Genomic DNA, 22685 nt, shown 5'->3' on the forward strand with positions numbered 1-22685 from the left:
GACCCGATCTGCGCCCTTCAGGCGGCGATGGACGGATACCAGGTCGCCACCCTCGACGACGTCGTCGAGACCGCCGACATCTTCATCACCACGACGGGCAACAAGGACATCATCATGGCCGCCGACATGGCCAAGATGAAGCACCAGGCCATCGTCGGCAACATCGGCCACTTCGACAACGAGATCGACATGGCCGGCCTCGCGAAGATCGAGGGCATCGTCAAGGACGAGGTCAAGCCCCAGGTCCACACCTGGAAGTTCCCCGACGGCAAGGTCCTCATCGTCCTGTCCGAGGGCCGCCTCCTCAACCTCGGCAACGCGACCGGCCACCCGTCGTTCGTGATGTCGAACTCCTTCGCGGACCAGACCCTGGCTCAGATCGAGCTGTTCACCAAGCCCTCCGAGTACCCGACCGACGTCTACGTGCTGCCCAAGCACCTCGACGAGAAGGTCGCGCGCCTCCACCTCGACGCCCTCGGCGTCCGCCTCACCACCCTGCGCCCCGAGCAGGCCGCCTACATCGGCGTCAAGGTCGAGGGCCCGTACAAGCCGGACCACTACCGCTACTGATCCTGACCCGCACGTGGAACAGCCCCCCGCAGCACGGCGGGGGGCTGTTCCACGTGCGGTACCAGCAGCCGGGGTCCGCAGCAGTTGCTACTCGACCACGTCGATGCGGCCCATCTGGCCGCCGGAGGAGTGGCCGAGCTGATGGCAGTGGAAGAGGTACTGGCCCGCGTACGGACCCCAGGTCATGGCTATCTTCACGTTCTCATTCGGCCCGAGCGTGACCGTGTCCTTCAGCCCGGCGTCACGGACGCCGGCCGGCCGGCCGTTCCGCTCCAACACACGGAAGAACGTCAAGTGGGTGTGGAAACTGTGCCACAGGTGGAAGTCGTGCGCTCCCGGCGCGGCGGGCGCCTCCATGTTCTTGACGTTCCAGATCTCGGTCGTGCCGAGTTTGGTCTGCACGTCGACCCGGGCGGGGTCGTAGGCCTTGTTGTTGATGGTCATGGCCGGGAAGGTGCGCAGCTCGAAGTCGCGCTCGACGGTCGCCTTCGGCAACGGCGGGATGTACGAGAGGCGCCCCGGGACCCAGCTGAAATCGATCGCCCTGCGGACCACGTCGAAGCGCATGACCTCGGGCCGCTCGTTGGGGCGCGCACCGGTGTTCTCCAGGACGATGGACTTGCCGACGCCGTACCGCGAGAAGTCCACGACGACCTCGACGCGTTCGCCGCCCAGCATGACCAGTTCCGTCTGTTCGACCGGGGCCTCCAGCAGACCACCGTCGCTGGCGATCTGTGTGAAGGGTGTCCCGTCCGCGAAGCGCAGCTTGATGTAGCGGTTGACACTGGCGTTGTAGATGCGCAGCCGGTACTTGCGGGCGGCGACTTGGAAGTACGGCCGCTCCTTTCCGTTGACCAGCACGTTCGAGCAGTCCGACGGGCGGGTGTACAACAGGTTGCCGTTGGCCTCGACCAGGGCTTCGCGGATCACCAGAGGGACGTCGTAGGAACCCTTGGGCAGCGGGAGGTACTGGTCCTCGCGGTCGCTCAACAGGTACAGACCCGCCATGCCCATGTAGACGTTCGTGTCCTCAAGGTGGTGCGCGTGGTCGTGGTACCAGAGGGACGACGCTCGCTGCTTGTTGGGATAGCGGTACGTGCGTTCCGCTCCGGGTGCGATGACGTCCATGGGCAGACCGTCGTGCTCCGAGCGGACGTGGCCGCCGTGCAGGTGCACCGCGGTGTTCACGGACAGTTCGTTGATCTGGCGCACCGCCACCTCGCGGCCGGCTTGGGCCTGGATGGTGGGTCCGGGGAAGGTTCCGTTGTAGGTGCGGACCTTCGACTTCAGGCCCTTGACGATCTCCACCTCGGCTTCCCGCATCCGTATCTCGTACAGGTCGGAGGTGGCGGTGGCCGAGGTGCGCGACAGGACCGGAGGTACGGGCATCGCATGGTCGAACGGTACGGCGGCGGCCACCTCGACCGCTGAGCTCGCGGCGGAGGCGGAGCCACCACCGGTTACCCGGTCCCACGGGAATACGGCAGCGGCTCCGGTCACGGCACCCGCCTTCATCAGGTTCCGACGATTCAGCATGGACCAGGCTCATTTCGTAGGAGTGTCTTTTCGGTGCGCCGCGGCTCCCAGGGCAGGCCGGTGGTGAACACGAGCAGCAGGCCCGCCAGGACGCACAGCCGCACCACCGAGACGGTGTTGTCGGCGATGGCCGGCCAAAGGGCCGCGGCCTTTCCCGGCGAGATGGCCATGGCCAGGACCGTCACCGGAACGGTCACCACGCCGCTCGCCGCAGACGCGGCGGCGACGAACGAGAGCTGCACGGAGAACGTCCCCATGCCGGGTGTCCGCAGGCGGCTCTCGGAGCGGCGCAGCAGGTACGCGGCCAGTGCTATGAGGGGCAGCACGAGGTACAGCGCCGCGGCGGCGAGGGCGAGTACGGATCCCATCCCGGCCACCTCCGACGGAATCGGGGCGCCGGCCGGGTCCGGCCCGCCGTGCCACCACGCATGGTCACCCGGCTGTGGTCCGGGGGGCTTCGCTCGATCGTGCGTCACCCAGGCGATGGCGGCCGTGGCCGCGAAGGCGAACAGTCCGAGCGCGGCGGGACGCAGGGGAGCCGGGCCCCGGGACCGCGTTCGAAGTGCCGGCTCGCTGCTTCCCGCAGCCGTTCGTACCGTGTCGCCCGGTACGGCGACGTCCAACGAGCCGCGCATTGAGCCCGCCGGACTTCCGACTGCACGAAGGCGCGCCGGGACTTCGTCCCGATCCGACATGAACTTCCCCCAGTTCGTGTACCAGGGGGCCAGGCTGGCAGAGCCCGCTAGAGACGGGCTGGAACCCGGTCCGCCGGCCCGGGGCCTCCCACCGGGCCGGGTCCTCCCCGCCACGTCACCAGCAACCTTCGACCTGACGTCGAGCGGAGCTGCCCAGGCTCGTCCAGCAGACACGGAATGACAGGGGGTGACCGGCTCGCCGGCGGCGCCGCCCACCGGATACGCCCGGCGACCGCGCCGCACCGACAGCACAGCAGAAGGACTCACCCGTGAAGGACACCCAATGACCCGACGCGTCGTCATCACCGGAATCGGCGTGGTCGCGCCCGGGGGAGTGGGCACCAAGGAGTACTGGTCCCTGCTCACCTCCGGCAGGACCGCGACCCGTGCCATCAGCCTGTTCGACGCCTCCCCGTTCCGATCCCGCATCGCAGCCGAGGCGGATTTCGATCCCCTCGACCACGGATTCACCGCCGAAGAGGCCCTGCGCCTCGACCGAGCGGCTCAGTTCGCGATCGTCAGCGCCGGCGAGGCTCTGCGTGACAGCGGGCTGGCCGGTGCGGAACTGGACCCCACGCGTACCGGTGTGACACTCGGCAGCGCGGTCGGCTGCACCATGGGCCTGGACACCGAGTACAACGCGGTGAGCCGGGGCGGCAGCACCTGGCAGGTGGACCACACCCTGGCCGTCCCGCACCTCTTCGACTACTTCGTACCGAGCTCGCTGGCGGCCGAGGTCGCCTGGCGCGTCAACGCCCAGGGCCCCGTGTCGGTGGTGTCCACCGGCTGCACCTCCGGCCTCGACTCCATCGGGCACGCCGTCGAGCTGATCCGCGAGGGCAGTGCCGATGTGATGATCACGGGTGCGACCGAGGCGCCCATCTCCCCGATCACCGTCGCCTGTTTCGACGCGATCAAGGCGACTTCGCCGCGCAACGACGATCCGGAGACCGCCTCGCGGCCGTTCGACGCATCCCGGAACGGGTTCGTGCTCGGTGAGGGGTCCGCCGTTCTGGTGTTGGAGGAGTTGGAGAGCGCCCGGCGCCGAGGCGCCCACGTCTACGCGGAGATCGCGGGCTTCGCCAGCCGCTGCAACGCGTACCACATGACGGGCCTTCGGGCCGACGGCGCGGAGATGGCGGAGGCGATCACCGTCGCGCTGGACGAGGCTCGCCTCGACCCCACAGCCATCGACTACATCAACGCCCACGGTTCGGGCACCAAGCAGAACGATCGCCACGAGACGGCCGCCTTCAAGCGGAGCCTCGGGCATCGGGCCTACGAGGTTCCCGTCAGCTCCATCAAGTCGATGATCGGTCACTCGCTCGGCGCCATCGGGTCCCTGGAGATCGCAGCCAGTGCCCTGGCCATCGAGCACAACACGGTGCCACCCACCGCGAATCTCCACACGCCCGACCCCTCCTGTGACCTGGACTACACCCCGCTCGTCGCGCGCGAGCAGCGCACCGACACCGTGCTCAGCGTCGGCAGCGGATTCGGCGGCTTCCAGAGCGCCATGATTCTGACCCGCCCGCGCCTGGGAGATGCAGCATGACCGCCGAGACCCCCACGACCACCCGCACGGCGACCGCGGATCGCGGCGTCCGTACGGCCGCCCCTGTCGTCACGGGCATAGGTGTTGCCGCGCCGAACGGCCTGGGCACCGAAGCATGGTGGAGCGCGGTCCTGCGCGGCGAGAGCGGCATCCGGCCGGTGGGTCGCTTCGACGCCGCCCAGTACCCGGCCAAACTCGCCGGGGAGGTTCCCGGTTTCGACGCCGCCGAGCACATTCCCGGCCGGCTCCTGCCACAGACCGACCACATGACCAGGCTCGCGCTGACCGCCGCCGACGAGGCTCTCGCCGACGCGGGCGTCGATGTCGCGGCCCTGCCCGACTTCTCGGCCGGTGTCATCACGGCCAGTTCCGCCGGCGGTTTCGAGTTCGGCCAGAAGGAACTCCAGGCGCTGTGGAGCAAGGGTGGCCAGTACGTCAGCGCCTACCAGTCGTTCGCCTGGTTCTATGCGGTCAACACCGGTCAGATTTCGATTAAGAACGGCCTGCGTGGGCCCAGTGGCGTCCTCGTCACCGAGCAAGCCGGCGGTCTCGACGCCGTGGCCCAAGCCCGCCGACAGCTCCGCAGGGGCGTCAGACTGCTGGTCACCGGCGGTGTGGACTCCTCGATCTGCCCGTGGGGCTGGGCCGCGCACCTCGCCGGTGGTGAACTGACCGCCGAAGAGGACCCGAACCGGGCGTACGTTCCGTTCTCCGCCGACGCGAGCGGCCATGTGGCGGGCGAAGGCGGTGCGCTGCTCGTCCTGGAAACCGCGGACTCCGCCCGTGAGCGGGGTGCGACGGTCTACGGATCGGTCGCGGGTTATGCCTCCACCTTCGACCCGGCACCCGGCTCGGGTGGCACCCCCCGCCTCCAGGCCGCCGCCGAACTCGCCCTTCGCGAAGCGGGGCTCACTCCCGCGGACGTCGACGTGGTCTTCGCCGATGCCGCAGGACGCCGGTCGACCGACCGTGACGAGGCGCGTGCCATCGCCGCACTCTTCGGGGAGTACGGCGTCCCTGTGACCGCGCCCAAGACCATGACCGGTCGGCTTGCCGCCGGAGGAGCCTCACTCGACCTGGCGGCCGCCCTGCTCGCGTTGCGCGACCAGGTGATACCGCCGACCGTGAACGTGGGCCCTCCGGCCGCCGACTGCCCGATCGACCTGGTCACCGAGGTACGCCGGCCGAACCGGCTGCGCACGGCTCTGGTCCTGGCGCGGGGACGGGGCGGCTTCAACGCCGCGATGGTGGTCCGCGCTGCCTAGCGGCGTCGATGCCCACCGGCCGGCCCCTCGGCCGGCGCCGGCCTCGACCTCGCGACCTGGTGGACCGGACGCCCGCTCCGGCACCGGGCCGCCCCACCCCTACTTCGAGAGCCAGGAGGACCGTTGCCCACGCTCAAGCCCAGCGAATACGTCAGCACCATGGCCCAGGTGCCCACCCCGGTCACCGTCGTGACCACCGTCGACGCGACCGGCCGGCGCTGGGGTTTCACCGCCGGCTCCTTCACCTCGCTCTCGCTCGACCCGCCGCTGGTGCTGGTCTGTCCGGCCAAGACGGCCTCCTGCCACCAGGCCTTCGTCTCCGGTGACCGCTTCTTGGTGAACGTCCTGGCGGCGCGGCACGCCGACGTCGCGAGCCATTTCGCCCGCTCGGGCCACGACAAGTTCGCCGACAGCGGGATGGAGCCCTGCGAGCTGGGTCTCCCGGGCCTGCCCGACGCGACGGTCCGCATCGCCTGCACTCTCCACGACGTGCTCGACGGGGGCGATCACAGCATCCTCGTCGGTCGGGTCGAGGAGGTGTCCGTGAGCGGCGGTGCGCCGCTCGTCTACCACAACCGGAGCTTCACCCGGCCGGCCGCAGGCATGGCCGTGGCCTCGTCCCCCTCGTGAAGGCCCGTTCCGGGCCGCCGACTCCGATCCAGGAGACAACAGTGACCGCAAGCCCCCCGTCCGCCGCTCGACTGGTCGAGGTCGCCGAGGAGGTCCACGCGTACGTCCAGCCCGACGGCGGTTGGTGCCTCAACAACGCCGGCCTCATCACGGCCGGCGGCCGTCCCCTGTTGATCGACACGGCGGCCACCGAGTCACGCGCTGCCGCGCTGAAGAGCATGCTCACGCAGGTCACTCCGCACGCCCCTCGCTTCGTCGTCAACACTCATCCCCATGGCGACCACACCTTCGGGAACCGGCTGTTCGCCGAGGACGCGGTGATCATCGCCCACGAGGCCACGCGTGCGGAGATGGACCTCGCCGGACTGCACCTGACAGGGTTGTGGCCGGACGTCTGCTGGGGCGACCTCGCCGTCGAGCTGCCGAGCCTGACCTTCCGCGAGACGCTCACCCTGCACCTGGGCGACGTTCGGGCCCAGCTGATGCACCTGGGGACCGCGCACACCACGAACGACACGGTGGTCTGGCTGCCTGACCAGCGCGTCCTTTTCACAGGCGACATCGTCATGTCCGGTGCGACGCCGTTCTGTCTGACGGGTTCCCTTTCCGGCTCCCTCGCCGTGATCGAAAAGCTGCGGGCGCTCGACCCCCGCACCGTCGTTTCCGGTCACGGTCCGGTGGGCGGCGTCGAAATCCTCGACACCACCGCCGCCTACCTGCGTCACGTGCAGGGTCTGGCGCGCGAAGGGCTGGCGGCCGGACTCACCCCGCTGGAAACGGCCCGTGAGGCCGACCTCGGCCCCTTCGCGGACCTGCTCGACAGCGAGCGCCTCGTACCCAACCTCCATCGTGCCTACGCCGAAGCCGGCGGCGCGGCGCCGGGGCACCACCTCGACATCGGTGAGCTGTTCTCCGAAATGGTCGACTTCCACGGCGGTCTTCCCGCCTGCGCCGCCTGAACGACGTACGGCCCCTCCGTTACCCCCGCGTTGCACACCGTCGACGCCCCGGCGTCTGTTCGGAAGGGACACCATGCCTTACATCAATCCCAAGTTCGGCTACTTCACGGCCATCGAGGTGTTCGCCCTGGAGGACCGCGACAGCCAGGAACGCGTTCTCGACACCAAGCGCCGAAGCATCGACGCCGCAGCCCACCAGGGGTGGGTCTCCTCCAGTCTGCACTCCGGCGTCACGAAGCCGGGCGCAGCCGAATACACGCAGTGGAGCAGCGCCGAGGAACTGGAGGCGCACTTCGCAACCGCCGGTCATGAGGGCGACCAACTGTGGAAGGGTGAGGTCGTCTCCTCCCAGCACCACCCGCTGGTGGACGAGCGGATCGAGGTTTCGTCGGACAGGCAGGACTGGACCTCGATCGCCATTTTGAGGGTGTCCCCGGAGAACCAGCAGGCTCTCATCGACGAGCTGACCCGTCCGCGGGACGAGTGGGTCCACCTGCTGCCCGGTTACGTATCCCACAGCGTCGTGCGAGGGCTGGACGGCACCTTCGTCGTCAACTACGCGCAGTGGGAGAGTGAGGAGACCTACTGGGGGTTCCACGACGTGCCCGAGGAACAGTGGCCGCTGCACGTCCGTGAGTCCCGGGACCGGGCACGCGGCCTGACCCTGTCGGCCGAGTACAACACCTACCGAGTGGTCCACACGCGCTCGGCCGGTTGAGTACGCGAGCGGGCCCTCGCCCCGACAACGTACGGACCCGGCCGCCGGCCGAGGCCGTACGTTGTCGGGGCTTCCTTGCGTGCGCCGCCGCGGGTTCGTCCGGGTCCGGCGCACACCCCGTCCCTCCGGCGGACCTGGACGCGCAAGGCAGCGGAGCTCAAGCGTCATGGGACAGGGTTGGGTCAACCAACCGCCTGGGCCTCCACGCCGCCGCGGCGGCCGCACCGCGCAGGCACCGGGCGCTCGGAAGCCTGATCCGCCGCAGTCGGCCGTGCCGACGTGTCTGCCCGACTCCCGGACCGCGGGCGCGCTCAGTGCCGGAGCAGTCCGATCAACGACCCGCAGAGAGGGTGGGAGAACCATGTCCAGAACGGACGACACGATCCGGTCCCGGATCGATGAGCTCAACGGGATCAAGGAGTCCGCACGGAGCGGCGACGAGGGCGCGACCGAGCGCCAGCACGCCAAGGGCAAGCTCACGGCCCACGAGCGCATATCGCTCCTCCTGGACAAGGGCTCGTTCACCGCGGTGGAGCCGCTGCGGCGGCACCGGGCGACCGGTTTCGGGCTGGAGGCGAAGAAGCCGTACAGTGACGGCGTCGTCACCGGCTGGGGCACGGTCGACGGCCGTACGGTCTTCGTCTACGCCCACGACTTCCGGATCTTCGGCGGGGCGCTGGGCGAGGCCCACGCCGAGAAGATCCACAAGATCATGGACATGGCCGAGAAGGCCGGCGCCCCGCTGGTCTCGCTGAACGACGGCGCCGGCGCCCGCATCCAGGAAGGCGTCTCGGCGCTCGCCGGGTACGGCGGCATCTTCCGGCGCAACACCCGGGCCTCGGGCGTCATCCCGCAGATCAGCGTGATGCTCGGTCCCTGTGCGGGCGGCGCCGCCTACTCGCCGGCGCTGACGGACTTCGTCTTCATGGTCCGCGAGACCTCGCAGATGTTCATCACGGGCCCGGACGTCGTCAAGGCCGTCACCGGCGAGGAGATCACCCAGAACGGGCTGGGCGGCGCCGACGTGCACGCCGGCACCTCGGGCGTCGCGCACTTCGCGTACGACGACGAGGAGACCTGCATCGCAGAGGTCCGCTACCTCCTGGCGCTGCTGCCCTCCAACAACCGTGAGCTGGCCCCCGTCGAGCACTCCGGCGACCCGGCTGACCGGCTCAACGAGGCCCTGCTGGACCTGGTTCCCACACAGTCCGGGCAGGCCTACGACATCCGCAAGGTCATCGAGGAGGTCGTCGACGACGGCGACCACTTCGAGGTCCATCCGGCCTGGGCGCCGAACCTCGTCTGCTCGCTGGCCCGGCTCGACGGACACGTCGTCGGCATCGTCGCCAACAACCCCGCCGCGATGGCCGGCGTCCTCGACATCGAGGCCTCCGAGAAGGGCGCGCGGTTCGTCCAGTTCTGCGACGCCTTCAACATCCCGCTCGTCACCCTCGTGGACGTGCCCGGCTTCCTGCCCGGCGTCGACCAGGAGCACAACGGGATCATCCGGCGGGGCGCCAAGCTGCTGTACGCGTACTGCAACGCCACCGTCCCGCGGATCTCCCTGGTCCTGCGCAAGGCGTACGGCGGCGCGTACATCGTCATGGACTCCCGCTCCATCGGCGCCGACCTGGCGCTGGCCTGGCCCACCAACGAGATCGCCGTGATGGGCGCCGAGGGCGCCGCGAACGTGGTCTTCCGCCGGGAGATCGCCGCGGCGGACGACCCCGACGCCGCCCGCGCGCAGCGCATCGCGGAGTACAAGGACCAGCTGATGCACCCGTACTACGCGGCGGAGCGCGGCCTCATCGACGACGTCATCGACCCGCGCGACACCCGCTCGGTGCTGATCCGTTCGCTGGCCATGCTGCGCGCCAAGCACGCCGACCTGCCCGCGCGCAAGCACGGGAACCCGCCCCAGTGAGTGCCGGCGGTCCGGCACCGGACGAGGAGAACCCCATGGACACGCAGCAGCCCGGACACCTGATCCGCGTGGTGAAGGGGCATCCCGACGCCGAGGAACTGGCGGCGCTCACCGCGGTGGTCCTCGCCCGGTCGGCGGCCGCCGAGGGCCAACACGGCGGTACGGCCGGCAGCGGCCCGGCCCTGGCCAGCTGGCACCGGCCCGAACGGGTCCGGGGTTTCCTCGGCCCGCGCACCTGGCGCGACAACTCGACCGAGGCGCGGTCCGCCTGACGGCACGGAACTTTTTCTTCCTTTCCCCGCAAGGAGACACGAACATGGCACACCTCGTCAGCGAGGCCCTCGGACGGACGCGTTTCGAGGTGGCGGAATGAGGCTCCTGGTCACCGGCGGAGCCGGGTTCATCGGCTCGCACTTCGTCCGGACCCTGCTCGACGGAGGGTACGACGGGCACGACGGCACCCGGATCACCGTCCTCGACAAGCTCACCTACGCGGGCAACCGGGACAACCTGCCGGCCGCGCACCCCCGGCTGGACTTCGTCCGCGGCGACATCTGCGACGAGGCGCTGCTGCGCGAACTGCTGCCCGGCCACGACGCGATCGTCCACTTCGCGGCCGAGTCCCACGTCGACCGCTCCGTGCACTCCGCCGCCGAGTTCGTCCGCACCAACGTCGGCGGTACCCAGACGCTCCTGGACGCGGCGCTGGCCACCGGTGTGCGGCGCGTCGTGCACGTCTCCACCGACGAGGTCTACGGCTCGATAGCCGAGGGCGCCTGGACGGAGGAGTGGCCGTTGCTGCCGAACTCCCCGTACGCCGCGTCCAAGGCCGCCTCCGACCTGATCGCGCGCTCGTACTGGAAGACCCACGGCCTCGACGTGTCGATCACCCGGTGCTCGAACAACTACGGGCCCCACCAGCACCCCGAGAAGCTGATCCCGCTGTTCGTCACCAACCTCCTCGAAGGCCTCCGGGTGCCGCTGTACGGCGACGGACGCAACATCCGCGAATGGCTCCACGTCGACGACCACTGCCGGGCCATCGCCCTCGTCCTCGACAAGGGCCGCGCCGGCGAGGTCTACAACATCGGTGGCGGGAACGAGCAGACCAACCTGCACATCACCGAACGCCTCCTCGCCCTGTGCGGGGCCGACGCCTCCGCGGTCCACCGGGTGGCCGACCGCAAGGGGCACGACCTGCGGTACGCCCTCGACGAGACCAAGATCCGCGAGGAGCTCGGGTACGCGCCGCGCGTCTCCTTCGAGCAGGGGCTGGCCGACACCGTCGCGTGGTACCGCGACAACCCCGGCTGGTGGAAGGCCGTGAAACACCAGAGCGACGACTTCGGCCGACAGAGCCGGGAAGGAACCACGTCATGAACGTCCACAAGGGACTCATCCTCGACGAGACCGCGAAGTTCCATCAGGACGCGCAGGACCAGGGGCCCTTCGTCCCCGGCACCACCGAGATCTGGCCGGCCGGAGCGGTCCTGGACGAGCGCGACCGCGCGGCCCTGGTCGAGGCGGCCCTGGAGATGCGGATCGCGGCCGGTCCCAGCTCCCGCCGGTTCGAGTCGCGGTTCGCCCGGAAGATGGGCCACCGCAAGGCGCACCTGGCCAACTCCGGTTCCTCGGCGAACCTGCTGGCCATGACGGCCTTCACCTCGCACCTGCTGGAGGACCGCGCCCTCAAGCAGGGCGACGAGGTCATCACGGTCGCCGCGGGCTTCCCGACCACCGTGAACCCGATCATCCAGAACGGGCTCGTCCCCGTCTTCATCGACGTCGAACTCGGCACCTACAACACGACCGCCGAGCGGGTCGCGCAGGCCATCGGCCCGAAGACCCGCGCCATCATGATCGCGCACGCCCTCGGCAACCCCTTCGAGGTCGCCGAGATCGCGCAGCTGGCGCAGGACCACGACCTGTACCTGATCGAGGACAACTGCGACGCCGTCGGCTCCACCTACGACGGGCAGCTGACCGGCACCTTCGGCGACATCACGACGGTCAGCTTCTACCCGGCCCACCACCTGACCATGGGCGAGGGCGGCTGCGTCCTGACCTCGAACCTGGCGCTCGCGCGGATCATCGAATCGCTGCGCGACTGGGGCCGGGACTGCTGGTGCGAGCCCGGCGAGACCAACAAGTGCCTCAAGCGCTTCAAGTACCAGATGGGCACCCTCCCCGAGGGCTACGACCACAAGTACATCTTCTCGCACGTCGGTTACAACCTGAAGGCCACCGACATCCAGGCGGCCCTCGGCCTGACCCAGCTCGACAAGCTCGACGACTTCTGCGACGCCCGCCGCCGCAACTGGCGCCGACTGCGCGACGGCCTCGACGGCGTCCCGCACCTGATCCTGCCCGAGGCCACCCCGCGCAGCGACCCGAGCTGGTTCGGGTTCGCGATCACCGTGGACCCCGACGCCCCCTACAGCCGGGCCGCCCTGGTCGACTTCCTGGAGGACCGCAAGATCGGCACGCGGCGCCTGTTCGCGGGCAACCTGACCCGCCACCCCGCCTACATCGGCCGGCCGCACCGCGTCGTCGGCGACCTCACCAACAGCGACATCATCACCGACCAGACGTTCTGGATCGGCGTGTACCCGGCGCTCACGGACGAGATGCTCGACTACGTCATCGCCTCCGTCAAGGAGTTCGTGGGAGGCCACGCGTGACCGGCCCCACCACCTCCCCGGCCGCCGCCCCGGCACTGGTCGCCCGCGTCGACGAGGGACTGCCGCTGCGGCTGTCCCGGTCGACGGGCGCCGCGCGGGGCGCGGCGGCGCACACCACGGACGTCCACACCTGGCTGGAGGAGCGCCGCCGGGCACACCGCTTCCGGGTGGACCGGATCGCCTTCGCGGACCTGGACGGCTGGTCGTTCGACCCGGACACGGGCAACCTCGGCCACCGCAGCGGGAAGTTCTTCACCGTCGAGGGCCTGCGCGTCACCACCGGCTCCGACGGCCGCGAACGGACCTGGCACCAGCCGATCATCCGCCAGCCCGAGGTCGGCATCCTCGGCATCCTGGTCAAGGAGTTCGACGGCGTCCCGCACTTCCTGATGCAGGCCAAGATGGAGCCCGGCAACCGCAACCTGCTCCAACTGTCGCCGACCGTGCAGGCCACCCGCAGCAACTACACCAAGGCCCACAAGGGCGCCGACGTCCGCTACATCGAGTACTTCACCCGACCCGGCCGAGGCCGGGTGCTGGCCGACGTCCTCCAGTCCGAACACGGCTCCTGGTTCCACCGCAAGAGCAACCGCAACATGCTCGTCGAGGCGGTCGGCGACGTCCCCGAGCACGACGACTTCCGCTGGCTGACCCTCGGCGAGATCGGCGAGCTGCTGCGCCAGGACAACGTGGTCAACATGGACGCCCGCACCGTGCTGGCCTGCGCGCCCCTCCAGGACGCCGCAGCGGTCGCCGTGCACTCGGACACCGAGCTGCTGTCCTGGTTCACCGCCGAACGCTCCCGCCACGACGTGAGCGCCGAACGGGTACCGCTCGCGGGCCTTCCCGGCTGGAAGCGCGGCGAGGAGTCCATCGACCACGAGGAGGGGCGCTACTTCGGCGTCGTCGCCGTCGGCGTCCAGGCCGGTAGCCGCGAGGTATCGGGCTGGACACAGCCGCTGTTCGAACCGACGGGGGTGGGCGTCACCGCCTTCCTGACCCGGCGGATCGGCGGGGTGCCCCACGTGCTGGTCCACGCCCGCGTCGAGGGCGGGTTCGCCGACACGGTGGAACTCGGCCCGACCGTGCAGTACACGCCCTCGAACTACGCGCACCTGCCGCAGGAGGAGCGGCCCGCGTTCCTCGACCTGGTCCTGGAAGCCGACCCCGCGCGGATCCGCTACGAGGCCCTGCACTCCGAGGAGGGCGGCCGGTTCCTGAACGCGGAGAGCCGCTACCTGTTCCTCGACGCGGACGAGGACCAGGCCCCGCTCCAGGCCCCGCCGGGCTACCTGTGGGCCACCCCGGCACAGCTCGTGGGCCTGCTGCGGCACAACCACTACCTGAACGTGCAGGCGCGCACCCTGCTCTCCTGCCTGACCTCGGGGGCGGTAACCCTCTGATGGACGCCGTCCGCATCGGCGTGATCGGTTGCGCCGACATCGCACGCCGCCGGATGCTGCCCGCCCTGCGGGCGGCGTCCGGCATCGAACTCGTCGCGGTCGCCGGCCGCGACGCGGCCCGGGCCCGTGCGACGGCCGAGGAGGCGGGCTGCGAGGCCGTCACCGGGTACGGGGCCCTGCTGGCGCGGCCCGACATCGACGCCGTGTACGTCCCGCTGCCCGCCGCCCTGCACGCCGAATGGGTGGAGGCGGCGCTGCGCGCGGGCAAACACGTCCTCGCGGAGAAGCCCCTCACCACCGACCCGGCGGCCACCCGCCGCCTGGTGGACCTGGCCGGAGCCGCCGGCCTGGTGCTGCGGGAGAACGTGATGTTCGTCCACCACTCCCAGCACGCCGCCGTCCGGGCCCTCGTGGAGGGCGGAACCATCGGGGAACCGCGCTCCCTGCGGGCCGAGTTCACCATCCCGAGGCTTCCCGACACCGACATCCGCTACGACGCCGCCCTCGGTGGCGGCGCGCTGTGGGACACCGGGGTCTACCCGGTCCGCGCGGCCCTGCACTTCCTCGGGGACCGGCTGGAGACCGAGGGGGCCGTCCTCACCCGGGGCGGCCCCGACGGCCCCGGCCGGGGCGTCGACACGGCCGGCACGGCCCTGCTCCGCACCCCCGAAGGGGTCACCGCGCAGCTCTCCTTCGGACTGGACCACGGCTACCGCAGCACCTACGAGATCACCGGCAGTCTGGGACGCGTCACCGTCGACCGGGCCTTCACTCCGCCCGCCGCACACCCGCCCACGATCCGGCTCGAACGTTCCACCGGCGTCGAGGAGATCGGCCTCGCCCCGGACGACCAGGTGCTCCGCTCCGTCGCCGCCTTCGTCGCGGACGTCCGCGTCGGCGCCCGACCCGAACCGGTCCTGCTGCGCCAGGCGGAACTGCTCGACGCCATCAATCGGAGCGCGCGCCTCGTGTGAGGCGCGCGACCCGCCGGGGGGCGCCGTCGGACCACGGTCCGGCGCGCCCCCCGCCCATGTACTCCGTACTTCTGGAGAGGCCATGCTTTCGACCCACGACGACGAGATCGCCGACCTGCGCGAGCAGGTGCGGATCCTGCGCGACCGCGCCGACCTGCGCGACCTGTTCGACCGGTACGTCACCGCCCTCGACACGTACGGGGAGGCCGAGCCCGACACCGCCCGCTTCGCCGAACTGTTCACCGAGGACGTCACCTTCACCTTCCCGATCGGCTCGACCGAGGGAATCGAGGGGTTCGCCGCCTTCCAGCGGGAGGCGGGAGCGCGCTGGGCGCGCTCGCACCACCTCGCCTCGAACCACTTCATCGGCCTCGACGGTGACCGGGCCACCCTGCGCGTGCAGCAGCTCACCTTCCACGTCCACCACGACGCGGACCCCGCCGAGCAGCGGTTCGACGTCGGTGGCCACTGCGTGGCGGCCGCCGTACGGACCGACTCCGGTTGGCGGTTGAACCGCGTCGCCTACCACGTCGTGTGGGACTCCGGCGACCGCCTGCCCGAGTTCGTCGGAGGCCGGCTGTGAGAACCCGGTGAACGCCGTGCAGAGAGCGGGCTACCGGCTGCCTGCCCGGCAAGCCGTACGCGCGTCCGCGCACGCCGCTGCCCGGCCGTGCGCGCCGACGATGACCACACTGCTGCGCCGCCGGGCCCTGTGGGGGCTCGCCGTCGCCCGGGGCCGGTCCGCCCGCCGCGGCCCCTGACCCGGCCCCGCCCCGTACGCCCGCCCCGCCAGGAGGTTTCCGCATGGCCCCCTCACCGCCGCCCGGTGCGCCCGTGATCCGGGCCGTCACCCTCGACGGGGGCGGGATCCCGCTGTCCGGGCTGCTCGCCATGCCGCCGGGGGACGCCCCCCGGGCCCTGGTGGTCGCCCTGCACGGCGCCGGGATGAGCGCGGGGTACTTCGACAGCCGGGCCCGGCCCGGCCTCTCCCTGCTGGAACTCGGCGCCTCGCTCGGGCACGCCGTCCTCGCCCTGGACCGGCCCGGGTACGGGGCCTCGGCCGCGGCCCTGCCCGAGGGGCAGGACCTGGCGGGGCAGACCGCCACCCTGCTCCCGGCCCTGGCCGACTTCGCCGGCGCGTACGACGTCGGGGCGGGCCTGCTGCTCGTCGCCCACTCCAACGGGGGGCGCCTCGCCCTGTCCACCGCCGCCGCCCTGGGCGACCGCGGGCCGGATGCGGATCCGATCGGGGCTCCGCTGCTCGGCGTGGACGTCTCGGGGATCGCCCGCCGGCTGGCCGTGGACCGCGCCGCGCTGCCCGGCTCCGGCGGCCCGGTGCAGTGGCGCCGGCACTGGGGGGCGCTGCGGTTCTACCCGCCCGACGCCTTCCGGCTCGGGCAGGAACTGCTGCGGCCCGTACCGGAGGTGGAGGCCCGGGAGATCCTGGAGTGGCCCGCGGCGTACCCCGCCGTCGCGGCTCGGATCCGGGTTCCCGTCCGCTTCACCTTCGCTGAGCAGGAGCAATGGTGGAGGCACGATCCGGACGCGGTGGAGGAATTACTCGCTCCGCTGTCGATGGCGTCCACTGAGGTGGTCCGTCAACCCGACGCCGGCCACAACATCAGCCTGGGATGGGCGGCGCGCGCCTACCACCTGCGTGTCGTGTCCTTCCTGGAAGAGCGCCTGTTGGCCCGGAACGCGGTCCGCGCCCCGGTTCTGACGGGCCCTGACCCGGACCTGAAAAAGGTTGACGTGGATCTGACATAAAGCCCGTTGACCCGTGGATCAGTACCTAAGAGGCTTTTCGTGAGCATCCCGTGACGTGTAACGAAATCCGTCATCACAGGGACACGTCCACTCGTTCTGCCGGTACCCGCTCGATTCAGAATGATTCATCCCGAAAAGGAACACACATGAGTGACGTGAAGGACCTGGTGCAGGTCGCCGGAATCATCGACGCCGAAGAGGCCAAGCTGCTGGCCGAGGAGGGCGTCGACTGGTTCGGTTTCCCGCTCCGCCTCCCGTCGGGCAAGGACGACATATCCGAGGCCGCGGCCACGGAGATCATCGCCGGTCTGGTCGCCCCTCAGGAGGGCGTCCTCATCAGCTACCTGACGGACGCGGACGAGATCAGCGCGTTCACCACCCAGCTCGGTGTCAAGGCCGTCCAGCTCCACGGTGACGTGGAGCCGGAGCAGCTGCGCAAGCTCAAGGCCAACCGCCCCGACCTGTACGTGCTCAAGAGCCTGGTCGTGAAGGAGGACAACGCCGAGGAGCTGCTCCAGCTCGTCGACGACGTCGCCGAGTGGGTGGACATGTTCATCACCGACACCTTCAACCCGGCCACGGGTGCCAAGGGCGCCACCGGCCTCACCCACGACTGGAACGTCAGCGCGGAGCTCGTCCGCCGCTCGCCGAAGCCCCTGATGATGGCCGGCGGTCTGAGCCCGGAGAACGTCGCCGACGCGATCCGGTTCGTCAAGCCCGCCGCCGTCGACGCGCACAGCCTCCTTGAGGGCCCCGACGGCCGCAAGGACCGCGCCAAGGTCGCGAAGTTCGTGGCCGAGTCGCGCCGCGCCTTCGCCGAGATCGCTTCCTGATCCCGGCGGCACCTCCCGACCACGTGGCTGTGGCGGCCCGGGGGCCCTTCGCGGGGCCCCCGGGGCCGGGTCGCAGCCCGTCTCCACCGACCGACGAGAAGCAGGTTCTCATGGCGACCGGCCACCACAACGTCCACCCGCTGCCGCAGACCAACCAGCTGCGGGCCATGCACACGATCATCCGCGACCGCGGTGCGTCCCGCGCGGACTTCGTGTTCTACTCCCGGCGCATCATCCGCCTCCTCCTGGAATCGGCGTTCGACCAGCTGCCGTTCGACAAGCACGAGGCCACCACGCCGGTCGGCGAGACCTACGACGGACTGAAGTTCGCCGCGAAGCTGTGCGCGGTGCCCGTGATCCGGGCCGGCGACTCCATGCTGGACGAACTGCGCACCGTCGTGCCCGACGTCCGCGTCGGCAAGATCCTCATCCAGCGGGACAAGACCACCAAGCTCCCGCACCTCTTCTACAAGAACCTCCCGGACGACATCGCCGACCGGCACATCCTGCTCCTGGAGCCGATGCTCGCCACCGGCGGCAGCGCCAACGCGGCCATCGAGGTGCTGCTGGAGGCGGGCGTGCGCGAGGAGAACATCGTCTTCGTGAACTTCATCGCCGCGCCCGAGGGGATCGAGGCCGTGCACCGCGTGCACCCGGCCGTCAAGATCGTCACCTCCTCGGTCGAACAGCGACTGAACGAGAACGCGTTCATGATCCCGGGCATCGGCGACTTCGGCGACCGCTACTTCGGCACGACCGACTCGGCCGTGGTCCGATGAGGAGCAGCCGCACGCTGACGGACTCCGCGCTGACCGCGCTGGCGCCGGCGATCTGGGGCTCGACCTACCTGGTCACCACCGAGTTCCTGCCGGCCGACCGGCCGCTGCTGGCGTCGCTGCTGCGCGCCCTGCCCGCCGGCCTGGTGCTGGTCCTGATCGGACGGACCCTGCCGCGCGGCATCTGGTGGTGGCGGGCCCTGGTCCTGGGCGTCCTGAACATCGGCGCCTTCTTCTACCTCCTCTTCCTGGCGGCCTACAACCTGCCCGGCGGCGTCGCGGCCCTCGTGATGTCCATCCAGCCGATGCTGGTGCTGATGCTGGGCGCGCTCCTGCTGAAGGACAAGATCAAGCCGGTCCACGTGGCCGCCTGTGTGCTCGGCGCGGCCGGCGTGGGCCTGCTCGTCCTCCAGCCGAACGCCGGACTCAACACGACGGGTGTCGTGGCGGGCCTGCTGGGAGCCGTCAGCATGGCCTCCGGCATCGTGCTCACCAAGCGCTGGGGTCGCCCCGAGGGCGTCGGCCTGCTCCCCTTCACGGGCTGGCAGCTGACCGTCGGCGGTCTGGTCCTGCTCCCGATCACCCTGATCGGCGAGGGGCTGCCCGACGAGCTCACCGCCGAGAACCTTTGGGGCTTCGCCTACCTCGGCATCATCGGGGCCCTGTTCGCCTACGCGATCTGGTTCCGCGGCGTGCAGCGGCTCCCGGCCCTGGCCGTCTCGTTCCTGAGCTTCGCCTCGCCCCTGGCCGCCACCCTGCTCGGCTACTTCGTCCTCGACCAGGCGCTGTCGCCGCTCCAGATCGCCGGCGCCCTGACCGTGGTCGCCGCCGTCATCCTGGCCCAGCCCCGGGGCGGCGGGAAGAAACCGGAACCGAAGCCCGAGCCGGACACCGAGCCCACCCCGACCAACCCGCGGGAATCCGTACAGGCCTGACCGGTCTGCTTCCCGCCCCCGAGCTCCACGCCGGCCTGCCCCCGGGCCGGACGCGGAGTGGTGGTCGGCACACCGCGGCCTCCCCCGTCCGCGGTGTGCCACCCCCCACGACGACCCGTGAGAGGACCGAGTCCGTGCCCCACATCCACGTCAGGCACTACCCGAGGAACTTCACGGCCGAGCAGCTCAGGGAGATCGACGAGGCGGTCACCGCCGCCGTGACGCGCACCTTCGCCACCGGCGAGGACACCGTCTCGATCTCCCTGGAGCCGGTCACACCGGAGGACTGGGACATCCAGGTCCTCGACGAGATTGCGGCCCGCCGGGATCTGCTCCTCAAGGCGCCCGGCTACTGGAACGAGAGTTGAGAGAACCCCGATGAGCGCAAGCAGCGGCATCCCCGTCGTCTACACCGAGGAGGTCCGCGAGGCCCTCCACGAAGGCCGGGCCGTCGTCGCCCTGGAGAGCAACGTCATCACGCACGGCCTGCCCTACCCGGACAACGCGGCCACCGCCCGCAAGGTGGAGGACGCCGTACGGGCCGGTGGCGCCGTGCCGGCGACGATCTGCATCGAGGCCGGCGAGATCCGGGTCGGCATGTCGGAGTCCGACGTCGAGCGGTTCGCCTCGCTCCCGGGCATCCCCAAGGTGTCCAGCCGGGACATGCCCGTCGTCCTCGCGCAGGGCGGCCTGGGCGCCACCACGGTGGCGACCTCCGTCGTGGCGGCCGAACTCGCGGGGATCCCCTTCTTCTCGTCCGCCGGCATCGGCGGCGTGCACCGGGGCGCCCAGGAGACCTGGGACGTCTCGTCGGACCTCATCCAGTTCACCCGCTCCAAGGTCGCCGTCGTCTGCGCGGGCGCGAAGATGATCCTCGACCTCGGCCTGACGCTGGAGTACCTGGAGACGCAGTGCGTCCCCGTCGTCGCCTACCGCTCGGACGACTTCCCCGCCTTCTACTGCCGTACGAGCGGCCACCGGGCGCCCCACCGCCTGGACGACGAGACGCAGATCGCCCGCGCCATCGAGGCCCACTGGGCGCTCGGCAACAACAGCTCCTTCCTCATCACGACCCCGGTCCGCGAGGAGGACGCCATCGACTCGGTCGAGGTCGACACGGCCATCCGGGCCGCCGTCGCCGAGGCCACCCGCGACGGGGTCTCCGGCCAGGGCATCACCAAGTACCTGATGCGTGCCGTCGACGCCGCCACCGACGGCCGTTCCGCCCGCGCCAACATGGCCGTCCTCGCCACCTGTGCCGAAGCGGCGGGTCGCCTCGCCGTCGCGCACTCCCGCCACCTCGCCGAGCGCGCGGGCGGCTGATCCGCCGCGCCCTTCCGGCGTTCCCGCTCCACTCCGTACCACGCGTTGACCCGAATCTGGAGAGTCACATGTCCGAGAAGCTGTTCGAGCCGGTCACTCTGGGGAAGCTGGCCCTGAGCAACCGAGTGGTCATGGCACCCATGTCCCGCAACCGCGCCACCGCCGAGGGCCTGGCCACCGACCTGATGGCCACCTACTACGGCCAGCGCGCCGGCGCCGGCCTCATCATCACCGAGGGCGTCCAGCCGAGCGTCGTCGGCCAGGGCTTCGGCAACAGCCCGGGCCTGCACTCCGAGGCCCAGGTCGAGTCCTGGAAGCCCGTCACCGAGGCGGTGCACGCGGCCGGCGGCAAGATCGTCGCGCAGCTCATGCACGCGGGCCGCATCGGCCACCCCGACCTCTACCCGAGCGGCCACCGGTCCGTCGCCCCGTCCGCCGTCACCGCGGCCGGTCAGGCCTACGGTCCCGCGGGCCCGCTGGACTACCCGGAGCCGCGCGCGCTGACGGTCGAGGAGATCGCCGAGGTCGTCAAGGAGTTCGCGGACGCCGCGCAGAACGCGATCGAGGCCGGCTTCGACGGGGTCGAGGTCCACGCGGGCAACGGATTCCTGCTCCACCAGTTCCTCGCGGAGAACTCGAACCGGCGCACCGACCAGTACGGCGGCCCGATCGAGAACCGCATCCGCTTCGCGATCGAGGTGATCGAGGCGGTCTCCGAGCGCATCGGCGCCGACCGCGTCGGCGTGCGCATCTCGCCCGCCAACCCGTACAACGACATCGTCGAGGGCGACACCCGCGCCATCTACGAGGCGCTCGTCGCGGCCCTGCCGCCCATCGCCTTCATCCACCTGCTGGAGGGCGGCGACCGCGACCACACCGCGGCCCTGCGCGCCCAGTGGACCGGCACGATCATCCTGTGCCCGCACCCGGAGAACGGCGTCGCGGTCTCCAAGGCCGTCGCCACCGAGGCGCTGGAGACCGGCGTCGGCTGCGCCATCGCCTTCGGGTCGGCCTTCATCGCCAACCCGGACCTGGTCGAGCGCCTGCGCACCGACGCCCCGTTGGCGCAGGACGACACGACCAAGTGGTACGGCGGCGACCACACCGGCTACACCGACTACCCGACGCACGCCGCGGCCGGCGCCGCGTGAGCGACTCCGGGCAGATGCTGCTCTTCTCGGGGCGGGCGCACCCCGGGCTCGCCGAGGCCATCTCGGCCGAGCTCGGCACGACGCTCGTCCCGACGAAGGCGATCGACTTCGCCAACGGCGAGATCTACATCCGCTACCACGCCTCCGTGCGCGGAGCCGACTGCTTCGTGGTCCAGAGCCACACGGCCCCGATCAACAAGTCGATCATGGAACAGCTCATCATGATCGACGCGCTGAAGCGGGCCTCGGCGCGGAGCATCACGGTGATCCTGCCGTTCTACGGATACGCCCGACAGGACCGCAAGCACAGCGGCCGGGAACCCATCTCGGCCCGCCTGGTGGCGGACCTGCTCAAGACCGCCGGCGCGGACCGGATCCTCACGGTCGACCTGCACGCGGACCAGATCCAGGGCTTCTTCGACGGCCCCGTCGACCACCTCTTCGCCATGCCGGTCCTCGCGGACCACATAGGCGCCAAGGTGGACCGCGAGTCCCTCACGGTGGTCTCGCCCGACGCCGGCCGCGTCCGCGTCGCGGACGGCTGGTGCGACCGGCTGGGGGCGCCGCTGGCCATCGTCCACAAGCGGCGCGACAAGGACGTGGCCCACCAGGTCACGGCCCACGAGGTCGTCGGTGACGTCCGCGACCGGGTCTGCGTCCTGGTCGACGACATGATCGACACCGGTGGCACGATCTGTGCCGCGGCCGACGCCCTGTTCGCCCAGGGCGCGCGGGACGTCATCGTGGCGGCCACCCACGGCGTGCTCTCCGGGCCCGCCGCGGACCGCCTGAAGAACTCGCGCGTCAGCGAGTTCGTCTTCACGGACACCCTCCCGGTGCCCGGGGCCCTCGGACTGGACAAGGTCACCGTCCTGTCGATCGCCCCGCTCATCGCGAGCGCGGCCCGTGAGGTGTTCGAGAACGGATCGGTGACCCGGCTGCTGCAAAGCCGGTGACCATCCGGACGGGCGGGCCGACGGGGGCCCGTCC

24 protein-coding genes are annotated in these 22685 nt (G+C 70.7%); 22 read left to right on the top strand and 2 right to left on the bottom strand.

What is annotated here, in order from left to right; all coding sequences use genetic code 11:
* On the top strand, positions 1–570 hold a 570-nt coding region (locus ACZ58N_RS35080), incomplete at its 5' end, for an adenosylhomocysteinase (protein ID WP_471168492.1).
* 87 nt (positions 571–657) lie between these two features.
* Here the strand turns inward: ACZ58N_RS35080 and ACZ58N_RS35085 are convergent.
* A complete protein-coding gene (locus ACZ58N_RS35085; RefSeq protein WP_471168494.1) occupies positions 658–2106 on the bottom strand; it encodes a multicopper oxidase family protein in 1449 nt (482 codons plus the stop codon).
* The gene (locus ACZ58N_RS35090) at positions 2100–2474 is read right to left on the bottom strand and encodes a hypothetical protein (protein ID WP_471168497.1); all 375 of its coding nucleotides are present in this window, start codon (positions 2472–2474) and stop codon (positions 2100–2102) included. The genes ACZ58N_RS35085 and ACZ58N_RS35090 overlap by 7 nt, the downstream gene beginning before the upstream one ends.
* Positions 2475–3084: 610 nt before the next feature.
* Here ACZ58N_RS35090 and ACZ58N_RS35095 point away from each other — a divergent pair.
* From ACZ58N_RS35095 to ACZ58N_RS35195, 21 genes are all read left to right on the top strand, one after another.
* Positions 3085–4356, top strand: coding sequence for a beta-ketoacyl-[acyl-carrier-protein] synthase family protein (locus tag ACZ58N_RS35095; protein WP_471168499.1), 1272 nt, complete (start codon positions 3085–3087; stop codon positions 4354–4356).
* Complete coding sequence (locus ACZ58N_RS35100) at positions 4353–5621, top strand: ketosynthase chain-length factor (RefSeq protein ID WP_471168500.1); 1269 nt, start codon at positions 4353–4355, stop codon at positions 5619–5621. Before ACZ58N_RS35095 ends, ACZ58N_RS35100 begins: the two co-directional genes overlap by 4 nt.
* A 123-nt stretch (positions 5622–5744) precedes the next feature.
* Positions 5745–6251 (top strand): flavin reductase family protein, encoded by a 507-nt coding sequence (locus tag ACZ58N_RS35105; protein ID WP_471168503.1) that lies wholly within the window; start codon positions 5745–5747, stop codon positions 6249–6251.
* A gap of 41 nt (positions 6252–6292) precedes the next feature.
* On the top strand, positions 6293–7210 hold the full coding sequence (locus ACZ58N_RS35110) for an MBL fold metallo-hydrolase (RefSeq protein ID WP_471168506.1): 918 nt from the start codon (positions 6293–6295) through the stop codon (positions 7208–7210).
* A 73-nt stretch (positions 7211–7283) separates the two neighbouring features.
* Positions 7284–7928 carry an antibiotic biosynthesis monooxygenase family protein gene (locus ACZ58N_RS35115; protein ID WP_471168509.1) on the top strand — a complete coding sequence of 215 codons (645 nt, stop codon included), beginning with the start codon at positions 7284–7286 and terminating at the stop codon, positions 7926–7928.
* A gap of 361 nt (positions 7929–8289) precedes the next feature.
* Positions 8290–9852, top strand: coding sequence for an acyl-CoA carboxylase subunit beta (locus ACZ58N_RS35120; RefSeq protein WP_471168511.1), 1563 nt, complete (start codon positions 8290–8292; stop codon positions 9850–9852).
* Positions 9853–9887: 35 nt separating this feature from the next.
* Entirely contained in the window at positions 9888–10124 is a 237-nt protein-coding gene (locus ACZ58N_RS35125) for an acyl-CoA carboxylase subunit epsilon (protein WP_471168514.1), read from the top strand.
* A 97-nt stretch (positions 10125–10221) separates the two neighbouring features.
* Positions 10222–11232, top strand: a complete 1011-nt coding sequence (rfbB, locus tag ACZ58N_RS35130) for a dTDP-glucose 4,6-dehydratase (RefSeq protein WP_471168516.1) — start codon at positions 10222–10224, stop codon at positions 11230–11232.
* On the top strand, positions 11229–12533 hold the full coding sequence (rfbH, locus tag ACZ58N_RS35135; protein ID WP_471168519.1) for a lipopolysaccharide biosynthesis protein RfbH: 1305 nt from the start codon (positions 11229–11231) through the stop codon (positions 12531–12533). The genes rfbB and rfbH overlap by 4 nt, the downstream gene beginning before the upstream one ends.
* Positions 12530–13936 (top strand): NDP-hexose 2,3-dehydratase family protein, encoded by a 1407-nt coding sequence (locus ACZ58N_RS35140; protein WP_471168522.1) that lies wholly within the window; start codon positions 12530–12532, stop codon positions 13934–13936. Before rfbH ends, ACZ58N_RS35140 begins: the two co-directional genes overlap by 4 nt.
* A complete protein-coding gene (locus ACZ58N_RS35145; protein ID WP_471168524.1) occupies positions 13936–14910 on the top strand; it encodes a Gfo/Idh/MocA family protein in 975 nt (324 codons plus the stop codon). Before ACZ58N_RS35140 ends, ACZ58N_RS35145 begins: the two co-directional genes overlap by 1 nt.
* Before the next feature lie 82 nt (positions 14911–14992).
* Positions 14993–15493: a nuclear transport factor 2 family protein gene (locus tag ACZ58N_RS35150; RefSeq protein ID WP_471168527.1), complete on the top strand. Its 501-nt coding sequence runs from the start codon at positions 14993–14995 to the stop codon at positions 15491–15493.
* 7 nt (positions 15494–15500) lie between these two features.
* Positions 15501–15671, top strand: a complete 171-nt coding sequence (locus tag ACZ58N_RS35155; protein WP_471168530.1) for a hypothetical protein — start codon at positions 15501–15503, stop codon at positions 15669–15671.
* A 43-nt stretch (positions 15672–15714) separates the two neighbouring features.
* Positions 15715–16677 carry an alpha/beta hydrolase gene (locus tag ACZ58N_RS35160; protein WP_471168533.1) on the top strand — a complete coding sequence of 321 codons (963 nt, stop codon included), beginning with the start codon at positions 15715–15717 and terminating at the stop codon, positions 16675–16677.
* 146 nt (positions 16678–16823) lie between these two features.
* Positions 16824–17510 (top strand): phosphoribosylanthranilate isomerase, encoded by a 687-nt coding sequence (locus ACZ58N_RS35165; RefSeq protein ID WP_389708325.1) that lies wholly within the window; start codon positions 16824–16826, stop codon positions 17508–17510.
* Between the two features lie 110 nt (positions 17511–17620).
* Positions 17621–18289, top strand: coding sequence for a uracil phosphoribosyltransferase (gene upp / locus ACZ58N_RS35170; RefSeq protein WP_471168536.1), 669 nt, complete (start codon positions 17621–17623; stop codon positions 18287–18289).
* Positions 18286–19221 (top strand): EamA family transporter, encoded by a 936-nt coding sequence (locus ACZ58N_RS35175; protein ID WP_471168539.1) that lies wholly within the window; start codon positions 18286–18288, stop codon positions 19219–19221. Before upp ends, ACZ58N_RS35175 begins: the two co-directional genes overlap by 4 nt.
* A 134-nt stretch (positions 19222–19355) precedes the next feature.
* Positions 19356–19589 carry a tautomerase family protein gene (locus ACZ58N_RS35180; protein ID WP_389708331.1) on the top strand — a complete coding sequence of 78 codons (234 nt, stop codon included), beginning with the start codon at positions 19356–19358 and terminating at the stop codon, positions 19587–19589.
* A gap of 10 nt (positions 19590–19599) precedes the next feature.
* Positions 19600–20544 (top strand): pseudouridine-5'-phosphate glycosidase, encoded by a 945-nt coding sequence (locus tag ACZ58N_RS35185; protein ID WP_471168542.1) that lies wholly within the window; start codon positions 19600–19602, stop codon positions 20542–20544.
* A 68-nt stretch (positions 20545–20612) separates the two neighbouring features.
* Positions 20613–21695 (top strand): alkene reductase, encoded by a 1083-nt coding sequence (locus tag ACZ58N_RS35190; RefSeq protein WP_471168545.1) that lies wholly within the window; start codon positions 20613–20615, stop codon positions 21693–21695.
* A 14-nt stretch (positions 21696–21709) separates the two neighbouring features.
* Positions 21710–22651: a ribose-phosphate diphosphokinase gene (locus tag ACZ58N_RS35195; protein WP_471168670.1), complete on the top strand. Its 942-nt coding sequence runs from the start codon at positions 21710–21712 to the stop codon at positions 22649–22651.
* The last annotated feature ends 34 nt before the right edge of the window (positions 22652–22685 follow it).

The organism is Streptomyces sp. NPDC040432 (genome assembly GCF_055595445.1).